Origin of the sequence: Alteromonas sp. ALT199, assembly GCF_018619335.1 — a bacterium.
GTDB lineage: Bacteria > Pseudomonadota > Gammaproteobacteria > Enterobacterales > Alteromonadaceae > Alteromonas.
In genome coordinates, this window is the sequence record NZ_JAHHDX010000018.1 from 1 (window position 1) to 25,109 (window position 25,109).

The window sequence follows — 25,109 nt, forward strand, 5'->3', positions numbered from 1 at the left end:
GTGTTTTTACATACCTTAAATTCTAAATCAAAGAAAAACTTAGGGTAATTACCTATAAGAATTAGATTTTCTAACAAAGCTATGCTTTAAGTCATAGTCAATTAAATTTTATGATAGCATTTGTCACCTGTTTACCGTGCCACTAAAGGCAAAACTCTTAATGAGAAAGTTAGAACTCATTCCATGTTAAATGTTGTTGTAATCGGTTACGTATGGCCCGAGCCAAATTCATCGGCGGCAGGGCAAAATATGCTCTCTCTTATCAAGCGTTGCTTAGCTGCTAACTTCAAAGTGACATTTTTGACTGCGGCTACCGACAGTGAACATAAAGCAGATCTTGAGGCCATCGGTGTAAATGTGAGGCCCGTTACACTTAATTGTAGCTCATTCAATACCCTCATAGCGCATATAGCACCCGATGTAGTTATTTTCGACCGCTACATGACGGAGGAGCAGTTTTCTTGGCGTGTAAAAGAAACGTGCCCAGATGCCCTTAGAATCCTTAATACCGAGGACCTACATAGTCTTCGTCAAGCAAGGTTTGAGGCGGTAAAAAAACACGGAGATGCCGGTCATGCGCAACTAAATAGCGAACTAGCCCAACGGGAATTAGCTGCTATCATCAGAAGCGATCTCACCTTAATAATCTCACAACACGAAATGAATTTATTAAAACAACATTACGGTGTACCTGAAGCTCAGCTTCAATATCACCCTCTTGTTGTTGGTCAGTCTGTTTGCCCTACCCCGTCGTTTGAACAGCGCTCGCACTTTGTTCATATTGGCAATTTTCGTCACGCCCCTAACTGGGACGCGGTCTTACAGCTCAAACAAACCTTGTGGCCTGCAATTAGAAAAGCACTCCCCAAAGCCGAAATACATATCTATGGCGCTTATCCGCCTAAGAAAGCCACGCAACTTCACAATGAGAAACAGGGCTTTCTAGTGAAAGGTTGGGCAAAAGATGTAGAGTCTGTCATGACGAGCGCAAAAGTACTCATCGCCCCGTTGCGATTTGGTGCAGGTATAAAAGGAAAATTGCTTGATGCGATGCGATGCGCGACCCCTAGCATCACAACATGGATAGGCGCAGAAGGTATCGTGCCATATACCGCGAGTACTAATGCCGATGTCCCCACGAATACAGAAGACACCCAACCGAGTTTACAATCTAAACACTGGCCAGGGGCATTATGCGGTACTGATTTGTCTAAACAAGATGTTGTTCAAGACTACGTAGATAAGGCCGTAGCGTTATATCGCGATGAAAATGCGTGGAATACAGCAAAAAATTTAACCCTTACTGCACTTGATTCATTTAAACACCAGCAGCCAGATGAGCCATTTATCGAAAAAATAACTAAGTTAAAGCAGGAACTTAATAAACATAGAAGCGATTTGTTTATGCAAAGTTTGTTGTGGCATCAAACGCTTGCGGCAAGTAAGTACATGAGCCAGTGGATTGAAGCCAAGAATAAGCAGGGGCATTAGTGGGTTTGTCGACTAGATGCCCTTTAATTTAGTTATTACAGACTTGATGCCATTTCCGCGCGACTGGCTCAGATAACGCTCTAATTGACAGCGTGACAAATAGAGCTCGAAGTCAAATGTACTGCGCCGTTCTGTGGTCAATGCATTAGCTTTTTCTAAAAGCACAGCAAGTACACCTCGAATGACTTTGCTTGGCGAATACGCCATCAAACTTCCGTGCTCATTTGAATACGCTAACCACACTGGGCTTTCACACCCTTCAACTTCAGTAATGGTCGTGCGTTTATCTACAGGAAGTGGTATGAGAGATTTACCTGCAAGCATAAGTGTGCGCGTAAAATCATCCCAACCTTTCGAGGTAGCGAGCGAGGAAGCTAAAGGAAGCAAGGCGTCGTCCGAATTCATCAACTAAACACCTAAATTAGTAGCCATCTAGCTCAGATGATAAATCTTCCGCGGTCATTACTAGGTTTTCAACATCGCTAGTGGTTGGGAACATAACAAGCTCCACACCGTTTTTGGTAAGACCTGGCAGCCAAGTTTGTGTAAATTCATCAAGGGGGACATTCACGCACTGGCCTTCTATTTCGTTCATCTCTACAAACTTTTGCGCCAGGTCGTGGTGTGGAAAAACGGGTAGTTGAACACTCTCACCATCCTCGAACATTACGAAACCTTCGCTCCCCTGCACCATCCAAATTTCATTTGCTTTTGCAATATAACTAACAACAAGTTCTTGTCGATCCTCAGCACTTAGCTTCATGGCCTGCTCAATTACTGCATCACTCAACTTATCTGCAATTGTTTCTGGAAACACGATTATCCACCTATCTCAAAATTTGCGGCAAGTATACCCGCCCTAGCACAAGGCGCAATGTTATTACCATGAAAAACCTCCCGTGCAAAGACACCCATGCTTAGCATGATTCATATTGAGAAAATACACATACGCCTGCTTAGCAAAGACACCCATGATAAAGTTAGTACCCGTTGCAAAGACACCCATGATAAAGTTAACGCATGTTAACAAATAAAAAAAAGCTAAAACGCAAAGATAACTAATGCGCAATCTATTTACTGCTCTTAAACAAGACACCCATGCTAAACACAACATTTTGGAAAACACTTTTCCGTTTTCCATCTTTCACGAAGTACGTTTGTTTGATGATGGGACATACAATGCCATTTTGCAGATCATGAGAATGTTTCACCAAACAACAGCGGAAGCGGTTCAACGCGCAGAAGTTCAGGCGCCAGAACTTAGCTCAATAGCCTCAATGCTAAATAGCAACACCATTCTAGATGCGCTTGGTAATGATATTTGCGCGCTTGGTGGTGACGAGCTTCGTGGTGCCCCCCATGCTTTAACAGTACCAATCGCTTCGTTGCAAGCAGCTTACAATGACACCCACCCTAACCCCCAACTTCTTCCAAAATTCAATTCACCAATAAGCCAAGCAATTTCAGCTAGTTATGTATGGTTAGGTTCTTCTATGGGCGCAAATATTATTGTTAGAAGGTTGCAAGGAATGCAGCACGATATACCCACTAATTATTATCAGGCGATGGCAAGTTGCGCGAAAACGTGGGTGTCTTTCAAACAAGAAGTTGAAATTCTCCTACCTAAGCTAGGTCTAGATAACAATGATTTCGTTATCGATGTGGTGGAAGATGCGAATGCATGGTTTAACTATCTAATTTCCTCTGCTGAAATTATAGAGATCAAAGGCAAGCCGAAGGCAATTAAGTAACGTCCATCAGTTCTAGGGAAAGCCCCACCCTACAGCGTTTCAAACGACTTTCGATACACTTCTGCGTGATTCGATGTTTTCGGCTCACGCGCTTCGTTATGTAACTCGATAGAGAAAACAATCTCAAAAGTATAAATAAACTTAATCCAACTAATCGCCTGAGCACATTAATATATTGGCAGTTCTTCGTTAAGCGCTTGCCTAGTTTCTGGTAGACTTATTTCAAATTGAAAAAATGAAAATACAAAGTATGAAAGTAATCTCTTTTAACATAAACGGCATCCGCGCCCGTCTTCATCAATTACAAGCTGTCATCGACGCTCATCAACCAGACATAATTGGTTTGCAGGAAATAAAAGTTCACAACGAGCAGTTTCCAGTTAAGGCGGTAGAGGAGATGGGCTATCACGTTTATTTTCACGGGCAAAAAAGTCACTACGGCGTAGCATTTTTAGCGAAGAAAGAACCGCTCAGTGTGTCTATGGGCTTTCCGACAGATGATGAAGATGCTCAGCGCAGAATGATAATTTTGAAAACTACTGGCGACGATGGCAAACCAGTTACGGTTTTAAATGGGTACTTTCCTCAAGGTGAGAATGAAAAGCACGAAACTAAGTACCCTGCTAAGCGCAAGTTTTATAAAGACTTGATGACCTACTTAAACGAAAACCTCACGCCAGATGAAAATGTAATAGTGATGGGCGATGTCAATATTTCACATACAGATCTAGACATTGGTATTGGTGAAGAAAATAAAAAGCGCTGGCTAAGAACTGGCAAGTGCAGCTTTTTGCCGGAAGAGCGCGAGTGGCTGAATACGCTTATTGACTGGGGCTTTGAAGATAGCTTCAGAACACTTAATCCAGAAACTAATGACAGGTTTTCGTGGTTCGACTATCGTTCGAAAGGCTTCAACGACAACCGCGGTCTTCGCATAGACCTTATATTAGCCACAAAGCCGTTACACGCAAAACTTAGTGACGCTGGCATAGATTATGATTTGAGAGGCATCGAAAAGCCATCGGACCACGCCCCGATTTGGGCCGAATATAAATAGTAATCGCCCGAAAATAGATAAAGCGAACACGACCAAGGAGCATTAGTGAGTTCATTACAGTTGTTATCAGTGCTAATTTACACCGCTTTTTTATTGGGCGCTGTTAAGCATGTCGACTTCACTCACTTTAGGCACAGCAAGCAGCAACAACACCTCATATTCGGTACCGCAGCTTCTTTATTCGTGCTTTGGTTGTTTAAGGCGGGAATTTTTGAAGGCCTAGATGTTCATTTTCTAGGCCTTTCTGTACTCACACTAATGTTGGGTTTTAGAAACGCCATTATCGCCTCTTTTATTGCTCTTCTGGGTGCAAATATAGTGGGATATGGAGCATGGGAAAACTTCGGGGTCAATGGTTTGCTCGGAACCGTTTTGCCAATTGGAATAACCTATCTGTTCTACATGCTGTCGTTTCACCGCATACCACGGCAGCTTTTCGTGTATATTTTCGTCTGTGCATTCTTCCCTGCCGCGCTGTCCATTGCACTAAAAACATTATCTTTAGGCGTGTTCTACTATTTTGAGGGCATCTATACTTGGGACATTGTTTTCGATAACTATATTTTACTCATCCCGCTACTCGTGTTCCCTGAAGCACTGTTAAACGGCATGGCTATTACACTACTTGTCATCTATCAGCCAACATGGGTCTATACATTCCACGACAAGTTTTATCTTGATAATTGAATGTCACCTTCATTAGTTTGGTCTTTACCACCACCTGGCAATAAAAAACCGCACAATCGTGCGGTTTAAATATCATTAATAGCAATTCTTAAATGCCACTTCAGCCATTTAGCAACTATTTTTGAAATAAAATCTCCATTACGTCGGCTAGTTCACCCTTACCTTCACGAATTTCTTCTTCTGACAAACCAGCAATTTCGTGAGGAAACACTAGCCATTCATCACTCTCGTTAACATAGTAATCTGGCACGATATCTGTAGTGTTATTTTGAGGCTTATACCAAGGGCACGCAATGCGGATATCTTTAGGCATGTTCAAACGCATAAGTTTGTTTATTTGATTGATAAGCGCATCAACGCTGCGGCCTGAATCAAAAACATCATCAACAATCAATAACTTGTCATCAGCATTCGCGTTCTCAACCAAGTAGTGTAACCCATGCACACGGATTTCTTTAGACTGCTTGTTTATCCCGTAGTAAGACGAAGTACGCACAGCAATATGGTCGGTTGACGTATTCTTAAATTCGAAGAACTCTTGAACTGCGATACCTATTGGTGCACCACCACGCCAAATACCAATAATAAAGTCAGGGCGGAAGCCGTCTTCATACACCTTTGCCGCTAAGCGAAAGGAATCCTGTAGAAGCGATTGCGAGGTGATAAAATTCTTGTTCATGACGTCTCACAGAGCAAATTTTAAAAGACGCGAGTATAGTGAATTTCACGGTCTTTTGCACGGTAAATTCAACTATTTATTCGTTTTGAAGCGCTTGCGACGGTGCAATTTTCATCGCTTTGCGTGCTGGATATACGCTGGCTAAAACGCACAACAGCAAAGACAACAAACTAATGCTAAAAATTTGCACTAGGTCCATTTCAATGGGCAACCCTCTGCCATCGGCCGCAAGGGCTAACGGCGAACCTATCGCATCCAAAATATTATTTAACTGAAGAGTAATAACCACACCCAATATAAGCCCAATACCCGCGCCTTTTATTCCATTAAATAAGCCATTTAACACAAAAATCCACATTACTGAACTGGGCAACATACCTTGTGTTTGAAGTACCGCAATATCACCCTGTTTTTCGGTTACCACCATTACCAGCGCTGACACAATGTTAAATGCCGCCACTGCAATAATAAGCAGCAACATAAGCGTCATCATGTTTTTTTCCATCTTCACCGCATCAAACAGTGGCCCTTGGCGCTCTCGCCAGGTTCTAACATTATTTACAGAGACACCCACCCTATCGGTTAACATATTAACAACCGCCTGATAGTTAAAAGCATCGTCTAAAAAGAGTCGAAGCGACTGTTCACTGCCTTTTGGATCACGCATCAAACGATTCACATCTTCAAGGTTCATATACATCACCTTGTCGTCCATCTGCGAGCCCATATCGAAGACACCCACCACAGTCACAAGTCGTTGACTTGGCATTCTTCCAAATGGGGTATAAACACTGGCACCAGCCACCATAACACGCAATCTGTCTCCAACACGTGCATCAAGTCTTATAGCAAGCGAACGGCCGATTATAGTGGCGAAACTGCCCTTAGTTAGATCACTGAATCGCCCTTGTTCCATATGGTTTGCAACTAGGGTGTGCTCAATCATAACGTCAGGTTGAACACCGTGAACCTGCACGCCACGTAAATCTGAACGAGACTGTATTACAGCTTCCGCTTCTCTATATGCCATCGTGGCCACAACACCTTCTATGGGTGTCTTGCTAATTTCTTTTAAGGCTAACGTCTTCGGTTTGGTAACTTTTGGGGTGGGTGTCTTTCTAACTTCTTCCACTGTATTGCTAACGTTACTTGCCTCTTGTGTTCTTAGCCTGGGTGTCTCTGTAACTTCTCTTTCACTTTGCTTATTTGACGTGGGTGTCTCTGTAACTTGCTTTGCATTGGGTGTCTTGCTAACGCTTTCGGTTACGATGGGTGTCTTTGTAATTTCGATGTGTGGGACTATGCCTAAAATGCGCTGTTTTAACTGCCCTTCTAGGCCGTTCATTACTGATACGACAATAATAAGCGCCATTAGCCCTAGCGCGATGCCGGCCACTGAAAATCGGTTGATAAATGAGACGAAACTGGTTTGGCTTGCTTTGTTAGACTTGGCATAACGATAAGCAATGAATGCAGAAAGAGGATAAAACATAGCGCCTTGCTTTTCAGTAATACGGTAATCTGCCTTACATTTGGCTATGCTTAGTGAATAAATAATTCAGATAAGTAGCCCAAAGGCGAGATGACGGGTTAACCCCAAAATAGTAAAGTGGGTATACTACGTGTGAACGGTATACTACTTATAAGTTACTAGCTGCACAAGAAATAGTGGCAGAGGAATGATGTGAGCGAACTTAGCCTAGAACAAAAAAAAGCCCAATTCGATGAGTATTTTTCTATTGCGCACAGCATAAATGCCAACGTGCGCCCTTTAGGCAAAAACGAAAAAGTGCCTGATGAAGAAAATCTTGAAGATTCGATGCCCTATGCTTTTCGTATTGCCAGTGAGATGGCCGCGTTAGAAGCGCAGGCAATCCGCCCGTTGAGAAATTTAGGCGATCATGCTGAAACCTTAGCCGAATATTTAAATCATCAGTCACGTAAAATTGATCTAATGATGTCGTTTGTATTGCATCAGCAAGACGAACCCGAACATCGCTTCAAAACGGTCAAACTTGGTGGCGGCGGCGTGATTATCGAATCAACTGACTCGCTGGATGTAGGTACTAAAGCAGAACTAAAACTCTTTCTTGATGCCGAAGCCGCAGCAATTTTTTGTTTTGGTGAAGTAATTACTTGCGAGCAAGTTGAAGATAGTTACCATATCTCCTTTATTTTTAATAGCATTCGAGAGCAAGATCAGGAGCTTTTAGTTCGTGCCAGTTTACATATTCAAACGCAACAGTTAAGAAAACGGGCAAAAGCAAAAAAAGCGGGATCTGAATAGCCCCTAAGAACAGTATATAAGCCGTAAAACTTATCTTGCATTAAAAAAACAGGACGTCATGACAGCCACTTTATTATCGCTTCCATTACCTGCGCCTAAAAAAGAAGCCTCATCACAAGATCACAAACACTGGGGCCAACTACAAGGCAGCAGCGCCGCGCTATGTATCAGCCAAACGCTAAACCAATACAAAGGCCCTATTGTATTGATTACTGCCGATACGCCTTCGGCAATGAAGCTTGAAAAAGAAATCGCATTTTTCTTAAGCGATAATCAAAAAAATACGCCTATTACCCTGTTTCCAGACTGGGAAACGCTGCCCTACGATTCGTTTTCGCCCCACCAAGATATTGTTTCTCAGCGATTAGAAACCCTGTTCCGCTTTACGCAGCAAGGCGAAGGCATTTTTATTGTTCCTGTTAACACCTTAATGCAGCGCCTTGCGCCTACCGACTATTTAGCAAAGTACCTACTGATGCTAAATAAAGGCGACACTTTAGATAGAGACCAATTTAGACGAAACCTGGAGCAAGCTGGCTACCTGCATGTAAGCCAAGTGATGAGCCACAGCGAATTCTCGGTTCGCGGCAGCATTATTGATCTGTTCCCAATGGGAAGCGACCAGCCGTTTCGGATAGACTTGTTCGACGATGAAATCGACTCTATCCGCTATTTCGATACCGACACTCAGCGCTCTGGCGAAGCAGTAAACAAAATTCGCCTGCTGCCTGCTCGCGAGTTCCCGACAGATAAAGAAGCAATTACCCTTTTTCGCCAACAGTTTTTAGAAAAATTCGACGCCAACAACGCTTCTGAAAGCGTCTTTTCTCAAGTTAGCAAAGGCACTATGCCAAGTGGTGTGGAATATTACCTTCCATTGTTTTTTAAGCAAACCGCGACTTTGTTCGATTACCTTCATCCTAAAAGCCTGCTGTTACTTCACGGCGACGTGCAAGACGCTAGCGAGTTCTTTTGGGCCGATGTACAAGAGCGCTACGAGCAGTATCGCTATAACTTAGCCCGCCCCTTACTTGCACCAGACGAACTATTTTTACCCATTAACGAGCTATTCGGTGCTATTAAGCAGTGGCCTCGTGCGTCTCTTTCCAGCAAGGTACTTGAAGAAAAATCAGGCTCTACCAACCTTCAGTGCGAAAAACTCGATGACATTGCGATTAACTCGCAGAAAAAAGTACCTGCTGAGCGTTTAATTAAAACCGTAAATCACGCTACTGACAACGGGGCTAAAGTACTGTTTTGTGCTGAAACCCAAGGTCGTCGAGAAGGCTTAATCACTGTTCTTGCCAAAGCAGGCATTAAACCCAAAATGGTTGATAGCTTTAGTGACTTCATAGCAAGCCACGACAATATTGGTATCACCGTGGGTATGGTTGATAACAGCTTTCGCTGGCAAACCCAAGAAGGTGCGCTGTTATTTATTACCGAAACGGAACTACTAGGCCAGAAAGTTAGCCAGCGTCGTCTTCGTGATAAACGCACCGCCACCGATGAAAGTGCAATTATCCGCAACCTAGCCGAGCTTTCTATCGGCCAGCCAGTGGTGCACTTAGACCACGGTGTAGGCCGTTATTTAGGCTTACAAACACTAGATGCGGGCGGCGTAGCCACCGAATATTTGTGTATTGAATATGCGAAACAGTCGAAATTGTACGTACCCGTTGCATCGCTGCACTTAATTTCTCGCTACACCGGCGGTGACGCCGATAGCGCGCCAGTAAGCGCATTAGGTTCTGACGCATGGACAAAGGCCAAACAAAAAGCGGCTGAAAAAGTACGTGATGTTGCTGCTGAGCTGCTAGATGTATATGCCCGCCGTGCTGCCAAGCCAGGCTTTGCTTACAATATAAACTGGGATGACTATCAAGCATTCTCAGACAGCTTTCCTTTTGAAGAAACACCCGACCAAGCGCAAGCCATTGCTGCCGTTATGCACGATATGGGCAGCCCATCAGCCATGGACCGCCTGGTATGCGGTGACGTAGGTTTCGGTAAAACAGAAGTTGCCATGCGTGCGGCTTTCCTTGCCGCTAACGCGGGTAAACAGGTGGCTATATTGGTTCCCACCACCCTGCTTGCGCAGCAACACTACGAGAACTTTAAAGACCGTTTTGCCGCTTGGCCGTTTGAAATTGAGGTAATGAGCCGGTTTGTAAGCGGGAAAGCGCAAAAATCGGTTATTGAGCGCATCGGTGAAGGTAAAGTAGACATTGTTGTTGGTACACATAAGTTGCTTTCTAGCGATATTAAGTACAAAGACTTAGGGCTTGTGATCATTGACGAAGAACACCGCTTCGGGGTACGCCAAAAAGAAAAACTTAAGTCTTTACGTGCCGATGTAGATATTCTAACCCTTACCGCTACACCTATTCCTCGTACGCTTAATATGGCGTTATCTGGCATGCGCGACCTATCTATTATCGCCACAGCCCCTGCCCGCCGTTTATCAATTAAAACCTTTGTTCAGCAGCGCAATAAAGCCGTTATTCGCGAAGCCATCATGCGTGAAATTTTACGTGGTGGTCAGGTCTACTTCCTTCACAATGAAGTAGAAAGCATAGCTCGAACCGTGGAAGAGATTGCTGAAATTGTACCGGAAGCACGTATTGCTATGGGTCACGGTCAAATGCGAGAGCGCGAGCTTGAAGGCGTAATGAGCGACTTTTACCACCAGCGCTATAACGTACTTGTTTGTACCACTATCATCGAAACGGGTATTGACGTACCAAGCGCAAACACCATCATTATGGACAGAGCCGACCATTTAGGCTTAGCGCAGCTTCACCAACTTCGAGGCCGTGTGGGCCGTTCTCACCATCAAGCCTACGCTTATTTATTAACACCGCATCCAAAGCGCATGACCAAAGATGCAGTGAAACGTTTGGAAGCCATATCTCAGCTTGAAGATTTAGGTGCAGGTTTTGCCCTTGCTACGCACGATTTAGAAATTCGTGGTGCAGGAGAGCTTTTAGGCGACGACCAATCAGGTCAAATTGCCAGCATTGGTTTTAGCTTGTACATGGACATGTTAGATAAAGCCGTTAATGCGCTTAAAGACGGGCGAGAGCCTTCGCTAGATGACGCAACATCAGGTCACACTGAAGTTGAACTGCGCATTCCGGCTCTTTTACCTGAAGACTATATTGCCGACGTTAATACTCGACTATCGCTATACAAACGCTTAGCAAGCTGTACGACCCAAGACGATATTGATGAGTTCCAGGTAGAGTGTATTGACCGTTTTGGTCTTTTACCAGAACCTGCTAAGAATTTGATAGAAGTGGCTGAAATTAAACTAAAAGCCCAAGAATTAGGGATTCTAAAAGTAGACTTGTCAGCGCAAGGCGGTACCATAGAGTTTAAAGAAACCACTAAGGTCAATCCGGGCTTCATTATTAGCTTGGTACAAACGAAGCCAAACACCTTTAAGTTTGAAGGTAGCCAAAAACTGCGTTTGGTGAAAAAGACCGAGACAGCTAAAGAGCGCATCGCGTTTATTAGCGATATTATTGCCGATTTTGCAAAGGAGTCGCGGTAACATGAAGTTATCTCGCTGGTGCCCGTTAGTCGCATCAATAAGCGCCGTTTTCTTAACGACAATTTCAACCACAGCCCAAGCCAATGATGACTGGTGGTTTGATGTGGAGGTAATCGCGTTTAAGCGCAACGTAGCACTTACTGAATTAGAAGAGCAGTTTTCGCTGGCCGACAACTTGTCAGCCCCTCGCGCACAGGCAGATATTATCAGCGATGTAATTGCACCCGATATTAGCTATTTAAAACAAGGCTTAGCCATTTGCGACGCAGAGACAACGATAAAGTGGCCTAACGAAAGTCTTTTTGATGTTCCGTCAAAAGACGTTGATTTCTTGTCGCTAACTAATCCAACTAACGCACAGAACGGTAGTGCCCAAAGCAGTACCCCGCACGGTGATACGCCCACAACCTATTACTCTGCAGAAACTGGCAGCGCCTATAATTATGATTCAAGCCAGGCGGGAAATACTTCTTCTAGTGCCGTAAATGGTAATACGCTGAAGGAAAGCACTTATAACTCTAATCAGAATAACGTTTCTTACTCATCGGCGGATAATTCAAACAGCTTTGACTATTCAAATGAAGAAAACGCTGCTGGTATGGCACCAGATGCGACAACCGTTGCGAGCTATTGGACATCGTTTTTTGGCGTAACGCGTCAAACACCCATTTCGGTACCTGCATTTAAGTACTGCGAAGAACCAAAACCCTGGCTTAGCGCTGAAATGACTACTGTAATAAACGCAGTAGCTTCAAGCACCAGCGAGTTAAACGCTGACGCAATGGCAATTAAGAGCACATCGAAAAATAGCGCCGTTCAGCCTGCCATAATTTGGAAGGTAAACAAGCCAGACAACAGGCTACCGGCCCCTGCTAGCTTGCCTATCATTATAGAAGGGCATGACTGGCCCCTTGCTTCAAAAGCGCACCTGCTAACGAGTAATCAACAGGCGTTATCATCTATATCTCGCCAAATACGTTCAAGTCGAGAGTTAGAACGCTTGTTCCATGCAACCTGGCGTCAACCTGTCATGTTTGGCAAAAACAAAGCCTTTGATGTTCGTTTATATGGTGGTCAAAACTATGCCCAGCAGTTCGACTTAAACGGCGACATGCGCAAGCAGAAGCAAACAAACGCTTTGAAAGCTAAGTCACAAAAAAATGTGGCTACGGAATTTGAGTACAACACAAGTGTAGACATTAACGGAAACGAAGTTCCGCAAAACACGTCTGGCACAAGTGAAGTTAATAATACACGACAAAATGGCTTAGATAACTTTGCGCTTGCGGCAGACGCCACTGACACTTCAATGCAAGGTGCAAGCGAGCTTGTTGCTGCTTCAGATATTTTTGCTGACCTAGATCGCCGCTTGGCGGCCCCAAAAGCCATTGAGTATGAAGCGTTTAAGGCGCTAGATACTTCAATGATCGTAGAGCAAGATGAAGATGACGCAACGGACGCATCGTTAAGAACACCCATTTGGGAAATTGACGGCACAATTAAAGTATTTCTTAAATACATCAACCGCGTGCCGTATCTTCATGTGGATGGTGAGATGTTCTATCGCCAGCCAGTGCCGCTTAGTTATTTTAGTAGTGAAGAAAGTCACGCTACATCAGCTGACCAAGCAACACCTACCGAATATAAGCTGGTTTCAGTTCCGCTAGCAGAACAACGACGCGTGATAAGTACTCAACTGCATTACTTCGACCACCCGCTGTTCGGTTTTGTGGTTCAGGTTCGTCGCTACAAGCGCCCTGATGCCAACGAATAATCAGTTTCATAAGAATACTTGCTGCTTTGGCGCTAGCTGAGTTGCTAGTTGCTAGTTGCTAGTTGCTAGTTGCTAGTTGCTAGTTGCTAGTTTGCAGCGTAAAAGGCACTGCGCTGAATAAAAGCAGCACATACAATTAGGTTAAGAAAATAAGGTTTTTATGAAGATTTATACTCGCACTGGCGATAAAGGCAGTACGCAAATTTACGCCGACAAAGCCGTACGTGTTGATAAAGACGATTTGGTAGTACAGAGCTATGGCGATATGGACGAGCTCAATAGCCATATTGGTTTGCTAGCCGCTCATGTTGCTGACGAACACAAACCTATACTGCACGATATTCAGCGTAACCTGTTTCAAGCTGGTTTTGCCATATCGGCAAGCTCTACCCTTACTCAGGCCGACGTCGAAAGCCTAGAAAGCCTGATTGACACCATTACAAGTAAAATGCCGCCCAATACCTCCTTTGTGTTGCCGGGCGGCTGTAAAGCTGCCGCGCAGGCCCATGTGTGCCGAGCCGTGTGCCGCCGTGCTGAACGGGCTGTTATTAGTTTATCTAAACACTACGAAGTACCAGAAGTGGTGCACGCCTATTTAAATCGCTTAAGCGACTTTCTTTTCACTTTTGCACGCTATATGAATGTAGAAGCTGGTGTAAAGGAAACCTCGGTATAAAGGGCTGCTATCAATTAACCAGCGCCGAAACTAGTTAACTAATTATAGAGCCAGTAACAAAGCTAGCTCCAAAACCGACAAAATCTAAGCAAGCAAAATAAATCATCAGAAAACGGTAGGGTTAAAAAACCTACCGCTCGCTTAAACGCTTAACCAATTTAACCGCACTGTCGTACTTATCATTAAGCCCTGCAGGCATAACTCGCCCGTAAAGCGCCATCACGCGCTCTTGCTTTTGTGAATCGCTATTACTTAGGTTTGAGTAGCGCGCTTCTAACCCATCTAGAATACTCTCAGTCCCTTTCGGGTTATTGCAAGCCAGAACCATATCACAGCCAGCATCAAGTGCAGCGTTAGCACGCTCAACATAGCTTCCGGCTACACTCGCGCCATGCATAGACAAATCGTCAGAAAATACAGCGCCACCAAAGCCTAGGTCACGCTTAAGCACATCTTGTAGCCATTTCGGTGAAAACCCTGCAGGCTTGTCGCACACTTGGTTATAAATGACATGTGCAGGCATAACGCCATCCAGCATCGCCCGCTCGATTAAGCGTTCAAACACCACCATATCGGTACTTCGTATCTCATCAAAGTCGCGCTCATCTACCGGTAATGCAATGTGTGAGTCGGGCGCTACACTACCGTGCCCAGGGAAGTGCTTTCCTATAGCGGGCATATTTACGGCTTTTAGCCCTTGAATAAGATGAGTGGCAAGGCGAATTACTTCGTTTGCATTGTCAGCAAATGCTCTATCGCCAATAACTTGCGATACACCGTTAATATCAAGCACAGGCGCAAAGCTAAAATCGATATCTAGCGTTTTAAGCTCATGTGCCAACACTAGTCCACACGCCTTGGCATACGCCGCACTTTCATCCTTGTGCTCTGACTGCTTTAGAATATTTCCCATTGCAGGTATCGCGGTAAAACCTTCACGAAAGCGCTGAACTCGGCCCCCTTCGTGATCAACCGCTATAAGTACAGGGCGCTTGGCATAGCGCCTTATATCTTGAACAAGCGCAGAAAGTTGGCGCTTATCGTGATAATTACGGCTAAATAGAATTACGCCCCCAACAACTGGATGAGCTAACTTTTCCTTTTCTTCAGGCGCAAGTTCTTCAGCCTGACAGTCCAACATTAATGGTCCCACAGCACCGCCTTTGTATGTGTCATAAAACATCACTTCAATTTTGCTAGTTCTGTGGTTAGGATAGAGAAAAATAGGGAGTTTTACACGTGATAAATTGGTTCAAGTGGTTGGTTTTAAGTGTTTTGACACTGCTTCTAATAGCAGCTTTGGGGCTTTACATATCGCTTCGCCTAAGCTTACCTGCGCTTGATGGCAATAGTGCCTCCTATCACGTAAACGCACCCACGGAGTTAAGCCGCGACAGCCTAGGTCACGCCGTAATTAACGCCAACGATATTTTCGACGCAGCCTATGCTTTAGGCTTTGCCCACACACAAGACCGCTTCTTTCAAATGGATTTGCAACGGCGCGCCGCATCGGGAAGCTTGTCGCAATGGGTTGGCGATGTAGCTTTAGATATAGATAAAAAAGCCCGTTTTCACCAATTCGAAAAACGCGCAAAAGCCGTATTTAAAAACTTGCCGCCAACGCAGCAAGAGCTGCTAGTACGCTACGCACACGGTGTAAATGACGCACTAAGTGAATACACCTTGCCGCCGTTCGAGTACCTAGCTGCAGGCGTCGACATAAGGCAATGGCAACCCACCGACAGCATTCTTGTTATTTACAGCATGTATTTAGATTTGCAAGGCACGCAAGTAGAGCTTGATTTAGCAAGAGAAGCACTGGTTTCAACCTTTGGAAATGATGTATATAGCTTTATTACCCAGCCAAGTAACTATCAAGCAGCATTAGACGCCAGCGAGATCCCCTTACTTGAGGCTGAAATACCAAACTACCCTACTTCGCTTCGTACCGTTACCAGTAAACAAAACAACGAAACCCTCCAAAGCTCTGAGCTGAGTGATGATCAAGGTCCTGAGCAAAGCTCTGAGCCAAGCACGGACATAAGTACGGACATAAGTACGGAAGCAGGTTCGGAAAAAAGCTTAGAACTAAGTACAGAAAAAATCTCGGAGCTAGTTACAAAAAAGGGCTCAGATAGCCCTACAAATTATTCAACAAACAATAGCTCAAACAACACAGCGATTGCCCGTGCCCAATATAACGGCACTGAGCTGCCCGACATTGGTAGCAACAATTGGGCGGTAACCGGAAACCACACGGCAACAGGCGCAGGGCTTTTAGCAAACGACATGCATTTAGGCTTGCGAGTACCTATTATTTGGTATCGTGCCCAGCTTAACTACCTAGAATCGGGTAGCAATGTACAAGTAACGGGCGTTTCTTTGCCTGGCATACCTGGAATAGTGGTGGGCACCAACGGTCATATCGCGTGGGGCTTTACTAACGCAAACTTAGATAATGTCGATTGGATAGCGCTAAATGACTCAACGCTTACCAGCACGGTAACAGAGCGTATCCCCCTACCCGATGGTGAGCATGAGTTCAAATTTGAAGTAAGCGAATACGGCCCTGTAAAGGAACTCAATGGCAAGCGTTACGCGCTTAATTGGGTAGCTCACCACCCTTTTGCAGCCAATTTGGGTATCATTAATTTCGGCACCGCTAAAACTGTCGAAACTGCCATAAACACAGCCAAGCGCGTTGCCATCCCCACGCAAAACTTGGTGATTGTAGATGAAGCCGGCAATGCCGCGTGGCTACCTGGGGGTGCGATGATGGATAGGCAACAAGCATCGTTCACTGCCATAGAACAGCAAGATGCGACTGTGCCTGAGCGTGCTACAAAACTACCAATGTTGTTAAACCCTGAAATGGGAAGAATATGGACAGCGAATGCCAGAGTAATATCAGCTGATGACTTCAAAGTATGGGGCGACGGTGGCTATGCTCTTGGTGCCCGCGGGCAGCAAATAAGAGACAGACTCTTTGAAAAAGACACCTTCAGTGAAACCGACTTTTACGCTATTCAGTTAGATAATCATGCTCGCTTCCTCATTCCGTGGCAGCACCTTTTGTACGGCTTGCTTAATATGCAAGATGTCGAGTTTAAGCCAGACCTCGCTTACCTAAACACTTGGAAAGAATGTGCGTGTGAAGACTCGGTTGGCTACACCTTAGTTAAGCACTTTAGGCGCGAAGTAATACAAACGCTTTTTGGTGGTTTACTTTCACACTTAGACCAACAAGGCGTAAACAGCCGCGCGCTGCTTCGGGGCATTGAACCTGCCACTTGGCAGCTTATTCATAGCCAGCCTAGCTCTTGGCTGCCTGCCGACACTGAAAGTTTTGATGAGTTATTGGTAGATGCTTACAGGCGCGCAAAACACAAACTACTAGATAAGTACTCGCCAGTAGAGGCTGACATGGAAACCCTTGCTTGGGGTAAGGTCAATGCCCTTTCAGTAGAACACCCTTTCGCTAGTCAAATTCCGTTAGTGGGAAGCATGCTAAATATGCAACAAGTGGAAGGTTTTGGCGATACCTACATGCCAGCGGTTCAAGCTCCAAGCTTTGGCGCATCTGAGCGATTTTTTGTTAGCCCCGGATACTTGGAAGATGCCATTCTTACCTTACCTGGCGGCCAATCTGGACACCCACTGTCAGAATTTTTTACAGTAGGTTTTAGCGATTACGCCACCCACGCAGCAACACCTCTGTTGCCTAGCAATTCAATACACAGCCGAACATTTTATAAAAAAGAGGTTGAATGACACCTGCAATCACATTACTTACCAAAAAACGTATCGCCCATAACGTTTTAAGGTATGACCACGATGCAAAAGCGGCATCCTATGGGCTAGAGGCGGTTGAAAAGTTAAACCTTAACGCCGATACCGTATTTAAAACCTTAGTGGTTACTACAGACAACAATAAACTGGCTGTTGCTGTAGTACCCGTTAATACCAAGCTAAGCGAAAAGAAAATGGCAAAAGCGTTAGGTGTAAAAAAGGTAGAAATGGCGCAGGCAAACGCGGTAATAGTTGCAACGGGCTATGTGTTAGGTGGGGTAAGCCCTTTAGGGCAGAAAAAACGGTTAGCCAGCGTAATTCACAAAAGCGCTGAAGGCCTTGCCACTATGCACGTAAGCGCAGGAAAGCGAGGGTTAGAAGTGGCCCTTGCCCCTGCCGATTTGGCTTTGCTAACAAGCGCCAAATTTGCGGATATTTCGGTAAATTAACTTAGCGCAATTTAGAACCTCGTTAACTGCGCTAGCAAAAACTAACTACGCGGTATTTGGTTATGCAACTGCAGCCATTATGTTTTTAAGGTTTTCGATTGGTTTAAGCCTTTTTTTAAGCAGCACATCATCGTTTATTTTTAGGATAATAACTTTCAGCAAATCAGTGGTATTTTCTATATGCGATAGTGACTTAAGATACTCTATTTCTTCGAAAATCTTACGCCCTTTAAGCGATAGGCGCTTTTCTGATCTACCTTTTGCCAAGTCACTTTGAAGGTAACTCGCTATCTTTTTTGCTGACTTTTCATCTTCAGACAATGAGTGAATATAGTACTTCATCATGCTTGGAACAAAGTCTGTAGTTGCACCGATTTCCATTGTCGCTAAATTTAGAATATCGATTAAATGGGCAGGTAAACGCCCTTCCACTGGCTTTCGCTTTGCTTCATATTGACGTTTAACCGCAGGTGTAGATTGGTGAGGTAACACGGTTACGCTTTCACACTTATCGCAAACCCCCACCAAAACCTTTTTAACCACTCCCGTACCATCACTGAAAGGAACATCTCTAAGTTGAAATGTCGCATTTTCAAATGACTGGCACGTGCTGCATGCCGCTTTCTGCGACTCGCCGACTTTGAAAATTTTCATATCTTTTCCTTAATGATGGACGCTAATAAAAACGCTATTCGGTTCTACAAAATACCATTTAACATACCAATTATGACCGGCTCGCCTCGTCTTAACTATGTGTACTGTAATGCTGCTATCAAAATGATGAGGGCTGGAAGAATAATCGTTTCCTCGACTTCGACCTATAATTTCGGCAACTTCCTCAAGCGACACTTGCCCAATTGCCAATAGATTTTTAACATCAATATCGTTTCTCTGCTCATGGGAAACGTATCCTTTATTTAGACAGTCAATGAGTTGTCGCTTTGTTCCCTATTAACCCACCCAGAACTCCGCACGCACGCTAAATGTACGCCATATTGCGTACATTTTCAAATCAAGCTTTCAATAAATTTATAGTACGAAAAGTAGGAAGGGGTATGAAGCTGGTCCGTAGTATAGGTTTCTGATGAGTGTTTGAGTGCAGCGCGAGCAATAGCCTAAGTCATAGCCTAAGTCATAGCCTAAGTCATAGCCTTAGACATAGCCTAATTGGCCGCTTGCGCTAACCACTGCTTGCGCGCCTCTTCAAGCGCTGCTTCATCCGGCTGTTCGTTGCCCGAAATAGCTACAGCAATTTGCTGAATAATGTCATCACGCTTTTTAATCAGCGCATCAGTACGCGGAAATAAGTCTTTGGCTTCTGGGTACTGCGCTTTTAATTGCTCTACATCTTCTAAGGCGTAATAGCGCGCTTCAAAGGCTTCGTTATACAACTGACGTTTAGCGTTAAAAATAACGTAGTCTTTCGCGGTATCTGAATTAAGGTAATCCATATCTTCTGAAGATAATTTAGCTGCCTGCCCTACTTCGCGGGCTTGAGCCATCCATGAATCTACAGCTTCGGCATCATCGTTTTTAACGGCCTGTTTTACACCTTGCTGCAAATCACTGGCGTGAAGAATTTCCATAACGGTTATAAGTGGAACTTGTGCTGCGTCCTGATCTCGTTTGTCTGCATCTAGCGACAAATAGGCAAACCATGAAAAGGTGGCGGCAAGAATAATAGCAAGAACGACAAGTGCTTTTTTCACACTTTCCTCCAAAGACATTGCATATAGAAATCAGTGCGGGTGCACTGTAAAAAAGAAGCAATACAAAAAGAGCGAGAGATCCCGCTCTTCTTCAGTATTGTAACGACCTAAAGATTATTGGTCGACAGGCTCTGAGTTTTCAACTCGGCTTTTCAGTTTTTGACCCGGGCGGAATGTAACCACGCGGCGCGCTTTAATTGGAATGTCTTCACCGGTTTTAGGGTTACGGCCAGGACGTTCATTTTTATCACGCAGGTCAAAGTTGCCAAAACCTGACAGTTTTACTTGCTCACCAGATTCCAGAGCGCCTTTAATCTCTTCAAAAAAAAGCTCTACCAGATCCTTCGCATCACGCTTGTTAATGCCTAGTTTCTCGAATAGGTGTTCAGCCATCTCGGCTTTGGTCAATGCCATAGTTTACTCTCTTAACGCGGCCCCAAACTCAGATTCCAGACCTTTAACCACAGTATCTACAGCTTGCTGAATTTCAGCTTCTTCCAAGGTTTTATCCGGATCTTGTAAATGAAGTGACAAAGCAAGGCTCTTATAGCCAGGCTCAATTCCCTTGCCTTTGTACTCATCGAACAAGTTTAGAGCAACTAGTTGATTTACGCCAATATTTTCTATGTAAGAAAGAACATTCCCTACACGCACTTCATCTTTTACCGTAATAGCAATATCACGGCGGTTCGATGGGAAGCGCGATACTGGTACGGCTGACGGTAATTTACGATCGGTAATGGCATCTACCACTAGTTCGAACACAAATACGCGGCCGTTAACACCAAGCAATTTAGTAAACTGCGGGTGTATAGCACCAATATAGCCAACTTCTTCATCATTAAGCAAAATTTTTGCCGTCATACCAGGGTGTAGCGCACTGTGCTGCCCTGTAACGAACTGGAACTCACCGGTATTACCCGTAAGTGCCAATAACGCCTCAACGTCGGCTTTTGCATCGAAGAAATCAACCGGGCTATCGCCCAAGTCCCAATGTTCTTCATTACGACGCCCTGCTACTACACCACCAATTACTTGTTGTTGCAATACACCATTAGGCGCATCTTGTTGAGGAATAAAGCGTAATCCGGTTTCAAACATGCGAACACGTTGTTGCTGACGCTTCTGATTATAAGCAGTAGCACCTAGCAAACCCGGCCATAAACTTACGCGCATTACCGACATATCAGATGAAATTGGATGTGGTAACACCATGCCCTTAGCGTCTGGGAATAATGCGTTTTGAATTTTAGGGTCTACAAACGAGTAAGTAATCGCTTCATTGTAGCCGCGGCTAAGTAGCAAAGACTTCATAGTGTTTAGCGGCAGCTTAGCTTCTTGCGAAGGTAGCATTGCCAAGGTCGCTTTTGGCGCAACGTTAGGAATGTTGTTGTAGCCGTAAACACGGGCAATTTCTTCAATCAAATCTTCTTCAATTGAAATATCGAAACGATAGCTTGGCGCAACCGCTTCCCAACCAGCTTCGGTTTGCGTAACGTCTAAACCAAGGCGGTTAAGCATTTCCGTTACTTTTACATCGTCAATGCTAATGCCGAGCACGCGCGCTAAACGTTCACGACGAAGCGTAACCGTAGCCTGCTTAGGTAGCTTGTCTTCAGCTACGGCTTCTACTACAGGGCCAGCTTCACCACCACAAATTTCAAGTACTAGTGCAGTAGCGCGCTCCATGGCTTTACGCTGAAGCTGTGGGTCTACACCACGCTCGTAACGGTGCGACGCATCGGTATGCAAACCGTACTGACGAGCACGGCCCATAATGGCATCGCGGCTAAAGAACGCACTTTCAAGCAAAATATCTTGCGTTTCAGTGGTTACACCAGAGTGTAGGCCGCCGAAAATACCTGCCATTGCTAGCGCTTTGTTGTCATCAGCAATAACCAAAGTATTGCTTTGCAGCTTAGCTTCGGTTTCATCAAGTAGCGTAAGCGTTTCGCCTTCATTCGCCATACGTACGTTAATGTTGCCTTCAATGCTGGCAAGGTTAAACGCGTGCATCGGCTGGCCAAGCTCTAGCAATACAAAGTTAGTCACATCAACGATTGGGTCGATGCTGCGAATACCGCAACGACGTAGCTTTTCAACTAACCATAGTGGCGATGCTGCTTTTACGTTAACGCCCTTAACCACACGGCCCAAATAACGCGGACATGCGTCGTCAGCGCTTAACGTAATTACTAGCTTATCATCAACAGTCGCGTCTACTGCTGCTACTTCAGGCTCGCACACGTCAAGGTTATTAAGCACGCCTACTTCACGGGCAATACCGCGAATACCCAAACAATCTGCACGATTTGGGGTAAGGTCTACTTCAATAGCGTTGTCGTCAAGGCCAAGGTAATCGCGAATGTCTTCGCCAATCGGTGCATCGGCTGGAAGCTCGATAATACCGTCGTGGTCGTCGCTAATACCTAGCTCAGAGAAACTACATAGCATGCCAAAAGATGGCTCGCCGCGAAGCTTCGCTTTTTTAATTTTAAAATCGCCCGGCAATACAGCGCCAACAACCGCTACCGCTACTTTAATGCCCTGACGACAGTTAGGCGCACCACAAACGATATCTAGTAGCTCATCGCCACCTACGTTAATTTTAGTTACGCGCAGTTTATCGGCATTAGGGTGCTGACCGCACTCAACCACTTCACCTACTAGCACGCCTTTAAAATCGCCTGCTACTGGCTCAACGCCGTCTACTTCAAGGCCAGCCATGCTCAACTGTTCAGACAGCTCATGTGCCGACAGCGACGGGTTAACCCACTCTCTTAACCATTTTTCACTGAATTTCATGTGTACTCTCTGCCTTAGTTGAACTGCTTAAGGAAACGAAGATCGTTTTCAAAGAACGCGCGTAAGTCGTTAACACCGTAACGAAGCATTGTTAAGCGCTCTACGCCCATACCAAAGGCAAAACCTGTGTACTCTTCTGGGTCGATACCCACAGCTTTAAGTACATTTGGGTGCACCATGCCGCAGCCTAGTACTTCAAGCCACTGACCGTTTTTGCCCATAACGTCTACTTCAGCTGAAGGCTCAGTAAACGGGAAGTAAGACGGACGGAAGCGAATTTCTAGTGACTCTTCAAAGAAGTGATGTAGGAAGTCGTGCAAAATACCTTTAAGGTCGGTAAAGCTCACGTTCTTATCAACCATCAAACCTTCCACTTGGTGGAACATTGGCGTGTGGGTTTGATCGTAGTCGTTACGATACACGCGCCCTGGCGAGATAATACGCAATGGCGGCTTTTCCGCTTCCATAGTGCGAATTTGAACACCAGAAGTTTGCGTACGAAGCATCATGTCTGGGTTAAAATAAAAGGTATCGTGATCGGCACGCGCTGGGTGATTCGCAGGAATGTTCAGTGCGTCGAAATTGTGAAAGCCATCTTCAATTTCAGGGCCAGTCTTAACTGAAAAGCCAAGCTCACCAAAGAAAGATTCAATACGCGCAATAGTGCGGCTAACCGGGTGCAAGTTACCTGGCTTTTCAGTGCGACCAGGCAAAGTTACATCAATGGCTTCTTCTGCTAGCTTTTTGTTAAGCTCTTCAGTGCGTAAAAACTCACCTTTTGCAGAAATAGCTTGCTGAATAACCTGCTTAGCTTGGTTAATCTTTTGGCCCGCGGCAGGACGTTCTTCGTTCGATAACTTTCCAAGCCCTTTAAGTAAGTCGGTAAGTTTACCTTTCTTACCCATGAATTCGACCCTAACTTGGTCTAATGTGGCTGCATCTTGTGCAGCGTCAATCTGGCTTTGTGCCTGATTGATAATAGCGTCAAGCTCCATGTTTTCCTCAATTTACATGATGACTGCATGGCCAAAGCATAGGAAGAATTTTTCTGTGCGCTAAGGCTTGCCTGAAATAAAAGCGGTAGTTTACACGAGTGACAGACATTACCGCTACCCTATATAGCTGATAATGGCGAAATTTTGGTGGGAATTAGCACCGTAAGCGAAAAGTTATAATAATTAATACACAAAAGAACGGATTTATCTTGTTACATTAAGTTGCTCTAACTACACTTTAGGTGACTTATCTTGCACAGTGCTTTTCACAGTTAGTCTTCAGATGCCAATAAGCTTGGCTGTTCTCAAATTGCAAAACAAAGGAATTTCATATGAAAGTCCCTTCACTATCTATTGCAGTCCTTCGGTTACTTACAATCATCTCAGCTAGTATCTTAATGACGTCCTGTTCTTCTACTTCAACGTCAGTTTCGCAAGAAACGCAGCTTGGGGATGAACTAATAGCAACTTCAACCACTTTAATAGGCAGAAAAGACTCTAACCTACAAGAGCATGTAGCTAATTTTCTAAAAGCTCATACGCAAAACGAGTTTTCCGACGCTCAAGTATCCAATATCGTTGAAATGCTTCGAACAGGCACTTTAGCTTCTGCTTCTAACGGCGACCACAACTTTATATCAACATGGAAGCAAGATGATAAAGAAGAGATAAAGACAAAAATAGAGACTTTATTGGTATTGTTTCCTAAAAGTGCGAAATCTTTAAGCCAAAAGGCTAGTCAGCAGGAGTTACTGAGTAGCCAAGAATTTGTAGAGCTAATTGTAAAGGCTAATTTGGATCCTACTTTGGTTATGGGAGTACCTGCTTCAAGTGGTGAACCTGATATTTTGCGTATAGGTTGGGGAGGAAGCGGGCTCTTTAGTAGTGTTGTCGAATTCAAAGGGGAAATTTATGCATCTTCTGATGTTACTGGCGTTTGGAAGTTTAATGGTTCTGGGTGGGATCCTCTCATTAAGGGACTGACTAATTATAATATTACTGGTTTGTTGGTCCATCACAATTCCCTGTTAGCCGCTACAAAGAATCAACTTTTAGAACTTAGGGCCGACAACACGTGGTCACCTATAGGGCTCGAACTTAAAACTTATCGAAATACAACACTTCAGCTTTATTCAACGTCATCTAGCGGGGTGACTTGCTTCGCAGCTTTACAGCCGTATTTGGGTTGTATAGATAAAGACGGGAATGTTAGTAAAACACCGTTATCAATCAGCAAGCTTAAAGGCGTTTACTTTGATAAAAGCGACGATTATCTTTTTGGCTTTAATGACAAGAAACTTTATAGAATTAGTAAAAGTGATGGTAGTCAAACTTTAGAGTACACATTTCCCACTAATATTTTAAGAATTGAAAAAATAGATGATTCATTAGGGGCCCTTATAT

At 44.5% G+C, this 25,109-nt stretch carries 21 protein-coding genes; 11 read left to right on the forward strand and 10 right to left on the reverse strand.

The window, feature by feature from the left end; all coding sequences use genetic code 11:
- Positions 1 to 183: 183 nt before the first annotated feature.
- Positions 184 to 1,491, forward strand: coding sequence for a glycosyltransferase (locus KL866_RS02525; protein ID WP_214993127.1), 1,308 nt, complete (start codon positions 184 to 186; stop codon positions 1,489 to 1,491).
- Between the two features lie 12 nt (positions 1,492 to 1,503).
- Here KL866_RS02525 and KL866_RS02530 read toward each other — a convergent pair whose 3' ends face one another.
- Both KL866_RS02530 and KL866_RS02535 read right to left on the reverse strand, forming a co-directional pair.
- Positions 1,504 to 1,896, reverse strand: coding sequence for a SufE family protein (locus KL866_RS02530; protein ID WP_214993130.1), 393 nt, complete (start codon positions 1,894 to 1,896; stop codon positions 1,504 to 1,506).
- A gap of 16 nt (positions 1,897 to 1,912) precedes the next feature.
- The gene (locus tag KL866_RS02535) at positions 1,913 to 2,308 is read right to left on the reverse strand and encodes a DUF2750 domain-containing protein (RefSeq protein WP_214993133.1); all 396 of its coding nucleotides are present in this window, start codon (positions 2,306 to 2,308) and stop codon (positions 1,913 to 1,915) included.
- Positions 2,309 to 2,552: 244 nt separating this feature from the next.
- Here KL866_RS02535 and KL866_RS02540 point away from each other — a divergent pair, with 244 nt between their 5' ends.
- The 3 genes from KL866_RS02540 (at position 2,553) to KL866_RS02550 (ending at position 4,986) form a co-directional block, all read left to right on the forward strand.
- Entirely contained in the window at positions 2,553 to 3,242 is a 690-nt protein-coding gene (locus tag KL866_RS02540; RefSeq protein WP_214993135.1) for a hypothetical protein, read from the forward strand.
- A 250-nt stretch (positions 3,243 to 3,492) separates the two neighbouring features.
- Entirely contained in the window at positions 3,493 to 4,299 is an 807-nt protein-coding gene (xthA, locus tag KL866_RS02545; protein WP_214993138.1) for an exodeoxyribonuclease III, read from the forward strand.
- A gap of 45 nt (positions 4,300 to 4,344) precedes the next feature.
- Positions 4,345 to 4,986, forward strand: coding sequence for an energy-coupling factor ABC transporter permease (locus KL866_RS02550; RefSeq protein ID WP_025254905.1), 642 nt, complete (start codon positions 4,345 to 4,347; stop codon positions 4,984 to 4,986).
- A gap of 115 nt (positions 4,987 to 5,101) precedes the next feature.
- Here the strand turns inward: KL866_RS02550 and KL866_RS02555 are convergent, their stop codons facing one another.
- Together KL866_RS02555 and KL866_RS02560 are read right to left on the reverse strand one after the other, a co-directional pair.
- Positions 5,102 to 5,665, reverse strand: a complete 564-nt coding sequence (locus KL866_RS02555) for a phosphoribosyltransferase (protein WP_214993141.1) — start codon at positions 5,663 to 5,665, stop codon at positions 5,102 to 5,104.
- Between the two features lie 76 nt (positions 5,666 to 5,741).
- Positions 5,742 to 7,157, reverse strand: coding sequence for an FtsX-like permease family protein (locus KL866_RS02560; RefSeq protein ID WP_214993148.1), 1,416 nt, complete (start codon positions 7,155 to 7,157; stop codon positions 5,742 to 5,744).
- A 192-nt stretch (positions 7,158 to 7,349) separates the two neighbouring features.
- On the opposite strand from KL866_RS02560, the gene KL866_RS02565 reads away from it, so the two are divergent.
- The 4 genes from KL866_RS02565 to KL866_RS02580 all read left to right on the forward strand — a co-directional run bounded on the left by KL866_RS02565 (position 7,350) and on the right by KL866_RS02580 (position 13,958).
- Complete coding sequence (locus KL866_RS02565) at positions 7,350 to 7,952, forward strand: PilZ domain-containing protein (RefSeq protein ID WP_025254902.1); 603 nt, start codon at positions 7,350 to 7,352, stop codon at positions 7,950 to 7,952.
- A gap of 58 nt (positions 7,953 to 8,010) precedes the next feature.
- Positions 8,011 to 11,508, forward strand: a complete 3,498-nt coding sequence (gene mfd, locus KL866_RS02570) for a transcription-repair coupling factor (RefSeq protein WP_214993150.1) — start codon at positions 8,011 to 8,013, stop codon at positions 11,506 to 11,508.
- 1 nt (position 11,509) lies between these two features.
- Positions 11,510 to 13,282 carry a CsiV family protein gene (locus tag KL866_RS02575; RefSeq protein WP_214993152.1) on the forward strand — a complete coding sequence of 591 codons (1,773 nt, stop codon included), beginning with the start codon at positions 11,510 to 11,512 and terminating at the stop codon, positions 13,280 to 13,282.
- 160 nt (positions 13,283 to 13,442) lie between these two features.
- Positions 13,443 to 13,958 (forward strand): cob(I)yrinic acid a,c-diamide adenosyltransferase, encoded by a 516-nt coding sequence (locus KL866_RS02580; protein ID WP_214993158.1) that lies wholly within the window; start codon positions 13,443 to 13,445, stop codon positions 13,956 to 13,958.
- A gap of 130 nt (positions 13,959 to 14,088) precedes the next feature.
- On the opposite strand, the gene nagZ is transcribed toward KL866_RS02580, so the two are convergent.
- Entirely contained in the window at positions 14,089 to 15,099 is a 1,011-nt protein-coding gene (gene nagZ / locus KL866_RS02585; RefSeq protein ID WP_214993172.1) for a beta-N-acetylhexosaminidase, read from the reverse strand.
- A gap of 98 nt (positions 15,100 to 15,197) precedes the next feature.
- Between nagZ and KL866_RS02590 the strand changes: the two genes are divergently transcribed.
- Together KL866_RS02590 and ybaK are read left to right on the forward strand one after the other, a co-directional pair.
- Positions 15,198 to 17,729: a penicillin acylase family protein gene (locus tag KL866_RS02590; RefSeq protein ID WP_214993160.1), complete on the forward strand. Its 2,532-nt coding sequence runs from the start codon at positions 15,198 to 15,200 to the stop codon at positions 17,727 to 17,729.
- Entirely contained in the window at positions 17,726 to 18,196 is a 471-nt protein-coding gene (ybaK, locus tag KL866_RS02595) for a Cys-tRNA(Pro) deacylase (RefSeq protein WP_214993164.1), read from the forward strand. The genes KL866_RS02590 and ybaK overlap by 4 nt, the downstream gene beginning before the upstream one ends.
- Positions 18,197 to 18,256: 60 nt before the next feature.
- On the opposite strand, the gene KL866_RS02600 is transcribed toward ybaK, so the two are convergent.
- The 5 genes from KL866_RS02600 to pheS form a co-directional block, all read right to left on the reverse strand.
- On the reverse strand, positions 18,257 to 18,850 hold the full coding sequence (locus KL866_RS02600; protein ID WP_214993165.1) for a hypothetical protein: 594 nt from the start codon (positions 18,848 to 18,850) through the stop codon (positions 18,257 to 18,259).
- A gap of 509 nt (positions 18,851 to 19,359) precedes the next feature.
- Positions 19,360 to 19,905 carry a hypothetical protein gene (locus KL866_RS02605; RefSeq protein ID WP_214993167.1) on the reverse strand — a complete coding sequence of 182 codons (546 nt, stop codon included), beginning with the start codon at positions 19,903 to 19,905 and terminating at the stop codon, positions 19,360 to 19,362.
- Between the two features lie 114 nt (positions 19,906 to 20,019).
- Positions 20,020 to 20,319, reverse strand: a complete 300-nt coding sequence (gene ihfA / locus KL866_RS02610; RefSeq protein WP_012518129.1) for an integration host factor subunit alpha — start codon at positions 20,317 to 20,319, stop codon at positions 20,020 to 20,022.
- A 3-nt stretch (positions 20,320 to 20,322) separates the two neighbouring features.
- Positions 20,323 to 22,710 (reverse strand): phenylalanine--tRNA ligase subunit beta, encoded by a 2,388-nt coding sequence (gene pheT, locus KL866_RS02615; protein ID WP_214993168.1) that lies wholly within the window; start codon positions 22,708 to 22,710, stop codon positions 20,323 to 20,325.
- Between the two features lie 14 nt (positions 22,711 to 22,724).
- Positions 22,725 to 23,705, reverse strand: a complete 981-nt coding sequence (pheS, locus tag KL866_RS02620; RefSeq protein ID WP_015066912.1) for a phenylalanine--tRNA ligase subunit alpha — start codon at positions 23,703 to 23,705, stop codon at positions 22,725 to 22,727.
- Between the two features lie 332 nt (positions 23,706 to 24,037).
- Here pheS and KL866_RS02625 point away from each other — a divergent pair.
- The coding region (locus KL866_RS02625) for a hypothetical protein (RefSeq protein ID WP_214993170.1) at positions 24,038 to 25,109 on the forward strand (1,072 nt) is incomplete at its 3' end.

What these genes read in the sequence shown, in the direction of transcription:
- KL866_RS02525 (WP_214993127.1), top strand. Translation starts at nt 184, where the DNA reads ATGTTAAATGTTGTTGTAATCGGTTACGTATGGCCCGAGCCAAATTCA.
- KL866_RS02530 (WP_214993130.1), bottom strand. Translation starts at nt 1,896, where the DNA reads ATGAATTCGGACGACGCCTTGCTTCCTTTAGCTTCCTCGCTCGCTACC.
- KL866_RS02540 (WP_214993135.1), top strand. Translation starts at nt 2,553, where the DNA reads ATGCGCAATCTATTTACTGCTCTTAAACAAGACACCCATGCTAAACAC.
- xthA (WP_214993138.1), top strand. Translation starts at nt 3,493, where the DNA reads ATGAAAGTAATCTCTTTTAACATAAACGGCATCCGCGCCCGTCTTCAT.
- KL866_RS02555 (WP_214993141.1), bottom strand. Translation starts at nt 5,665, where the DNA reads ATGAACAAGAATTTTATCACCTCGCAATCGCTTCTACAGGATTCCTTT.
- KL866_RS02560 (WP_214993148.1), bottom strand. Translation starts at nt 7,157, where the DNA reads ATGTTTTATCCTCTTTCTGCATTCATTGCTTATCGTTATGCCAAGTCT.
- mfd (WP_214993150.1), top strand. Translation starts at nt 8,011, where the DNA reads ATGACAGCCACTTTATTATCGCTTCCATTACCTGCGCCTAAAAAAGAA.
- KL866_RS02575 (WP_214993152.1), top strand. Translation starts at nt 11,510, where the DNA reads ATGAAGTTATCTCGCTGGTGCCCGTTAGTCGCATCAATAAGCGCCGTT.
- KL866_RS02580 (WP_214993158.1), top strand. Translation starts at nt 13,443, where the DNA reads ATGAAGATTTATACTCGCACTGGCGATAAAGGCAGTACGCAAATTTAC.
- nagZ (WP_214993172.1), bottom strand. Translation starts at nt 15,099, where the DNA reads ATGTTGGACTGTCAGGCTGAAGAACTTGCGCCTGAAGAAAAGGAAAAG.
- ybaK (WP_214993164.1), top strand. Translation starts at nt 17,726, where the DNA reads ATGACACCTGCAATCACATTACTTACCAAAAAACGTATCGCCCATAAC.
- KL866_RS02600 (WP_214993165.1), bottom strand. Translation starts at nt 18,850, where the DNA reads ATGAAAATTTTCAAAGTCGGCGAGTCGCAGAAAGCGGCATGCAGCACG.
- ihfA (WP_012518129.1), bottom strand. Translation starts at nt 20,319, where the DNA reads ATGGCATTGACCAAAGCCGAGATGGCTGAACACCTATTCGAGAAACTA.
- pheT (WP_214993168.1), bottom strand. Translation starts at nt 22,710, where the DNA reads ATGAAATTCAGTGAAAAATGGTTAAGAGAGTGGGTTAACCCGTCGCTG.
- pheS (WP_015066912.1), bottom strand. Translation starts at nt 23,705, where the DNA reads ATGGAGCTTGACGCTATTATCAATCAGGCACAAAGCCAGATTGACGCT.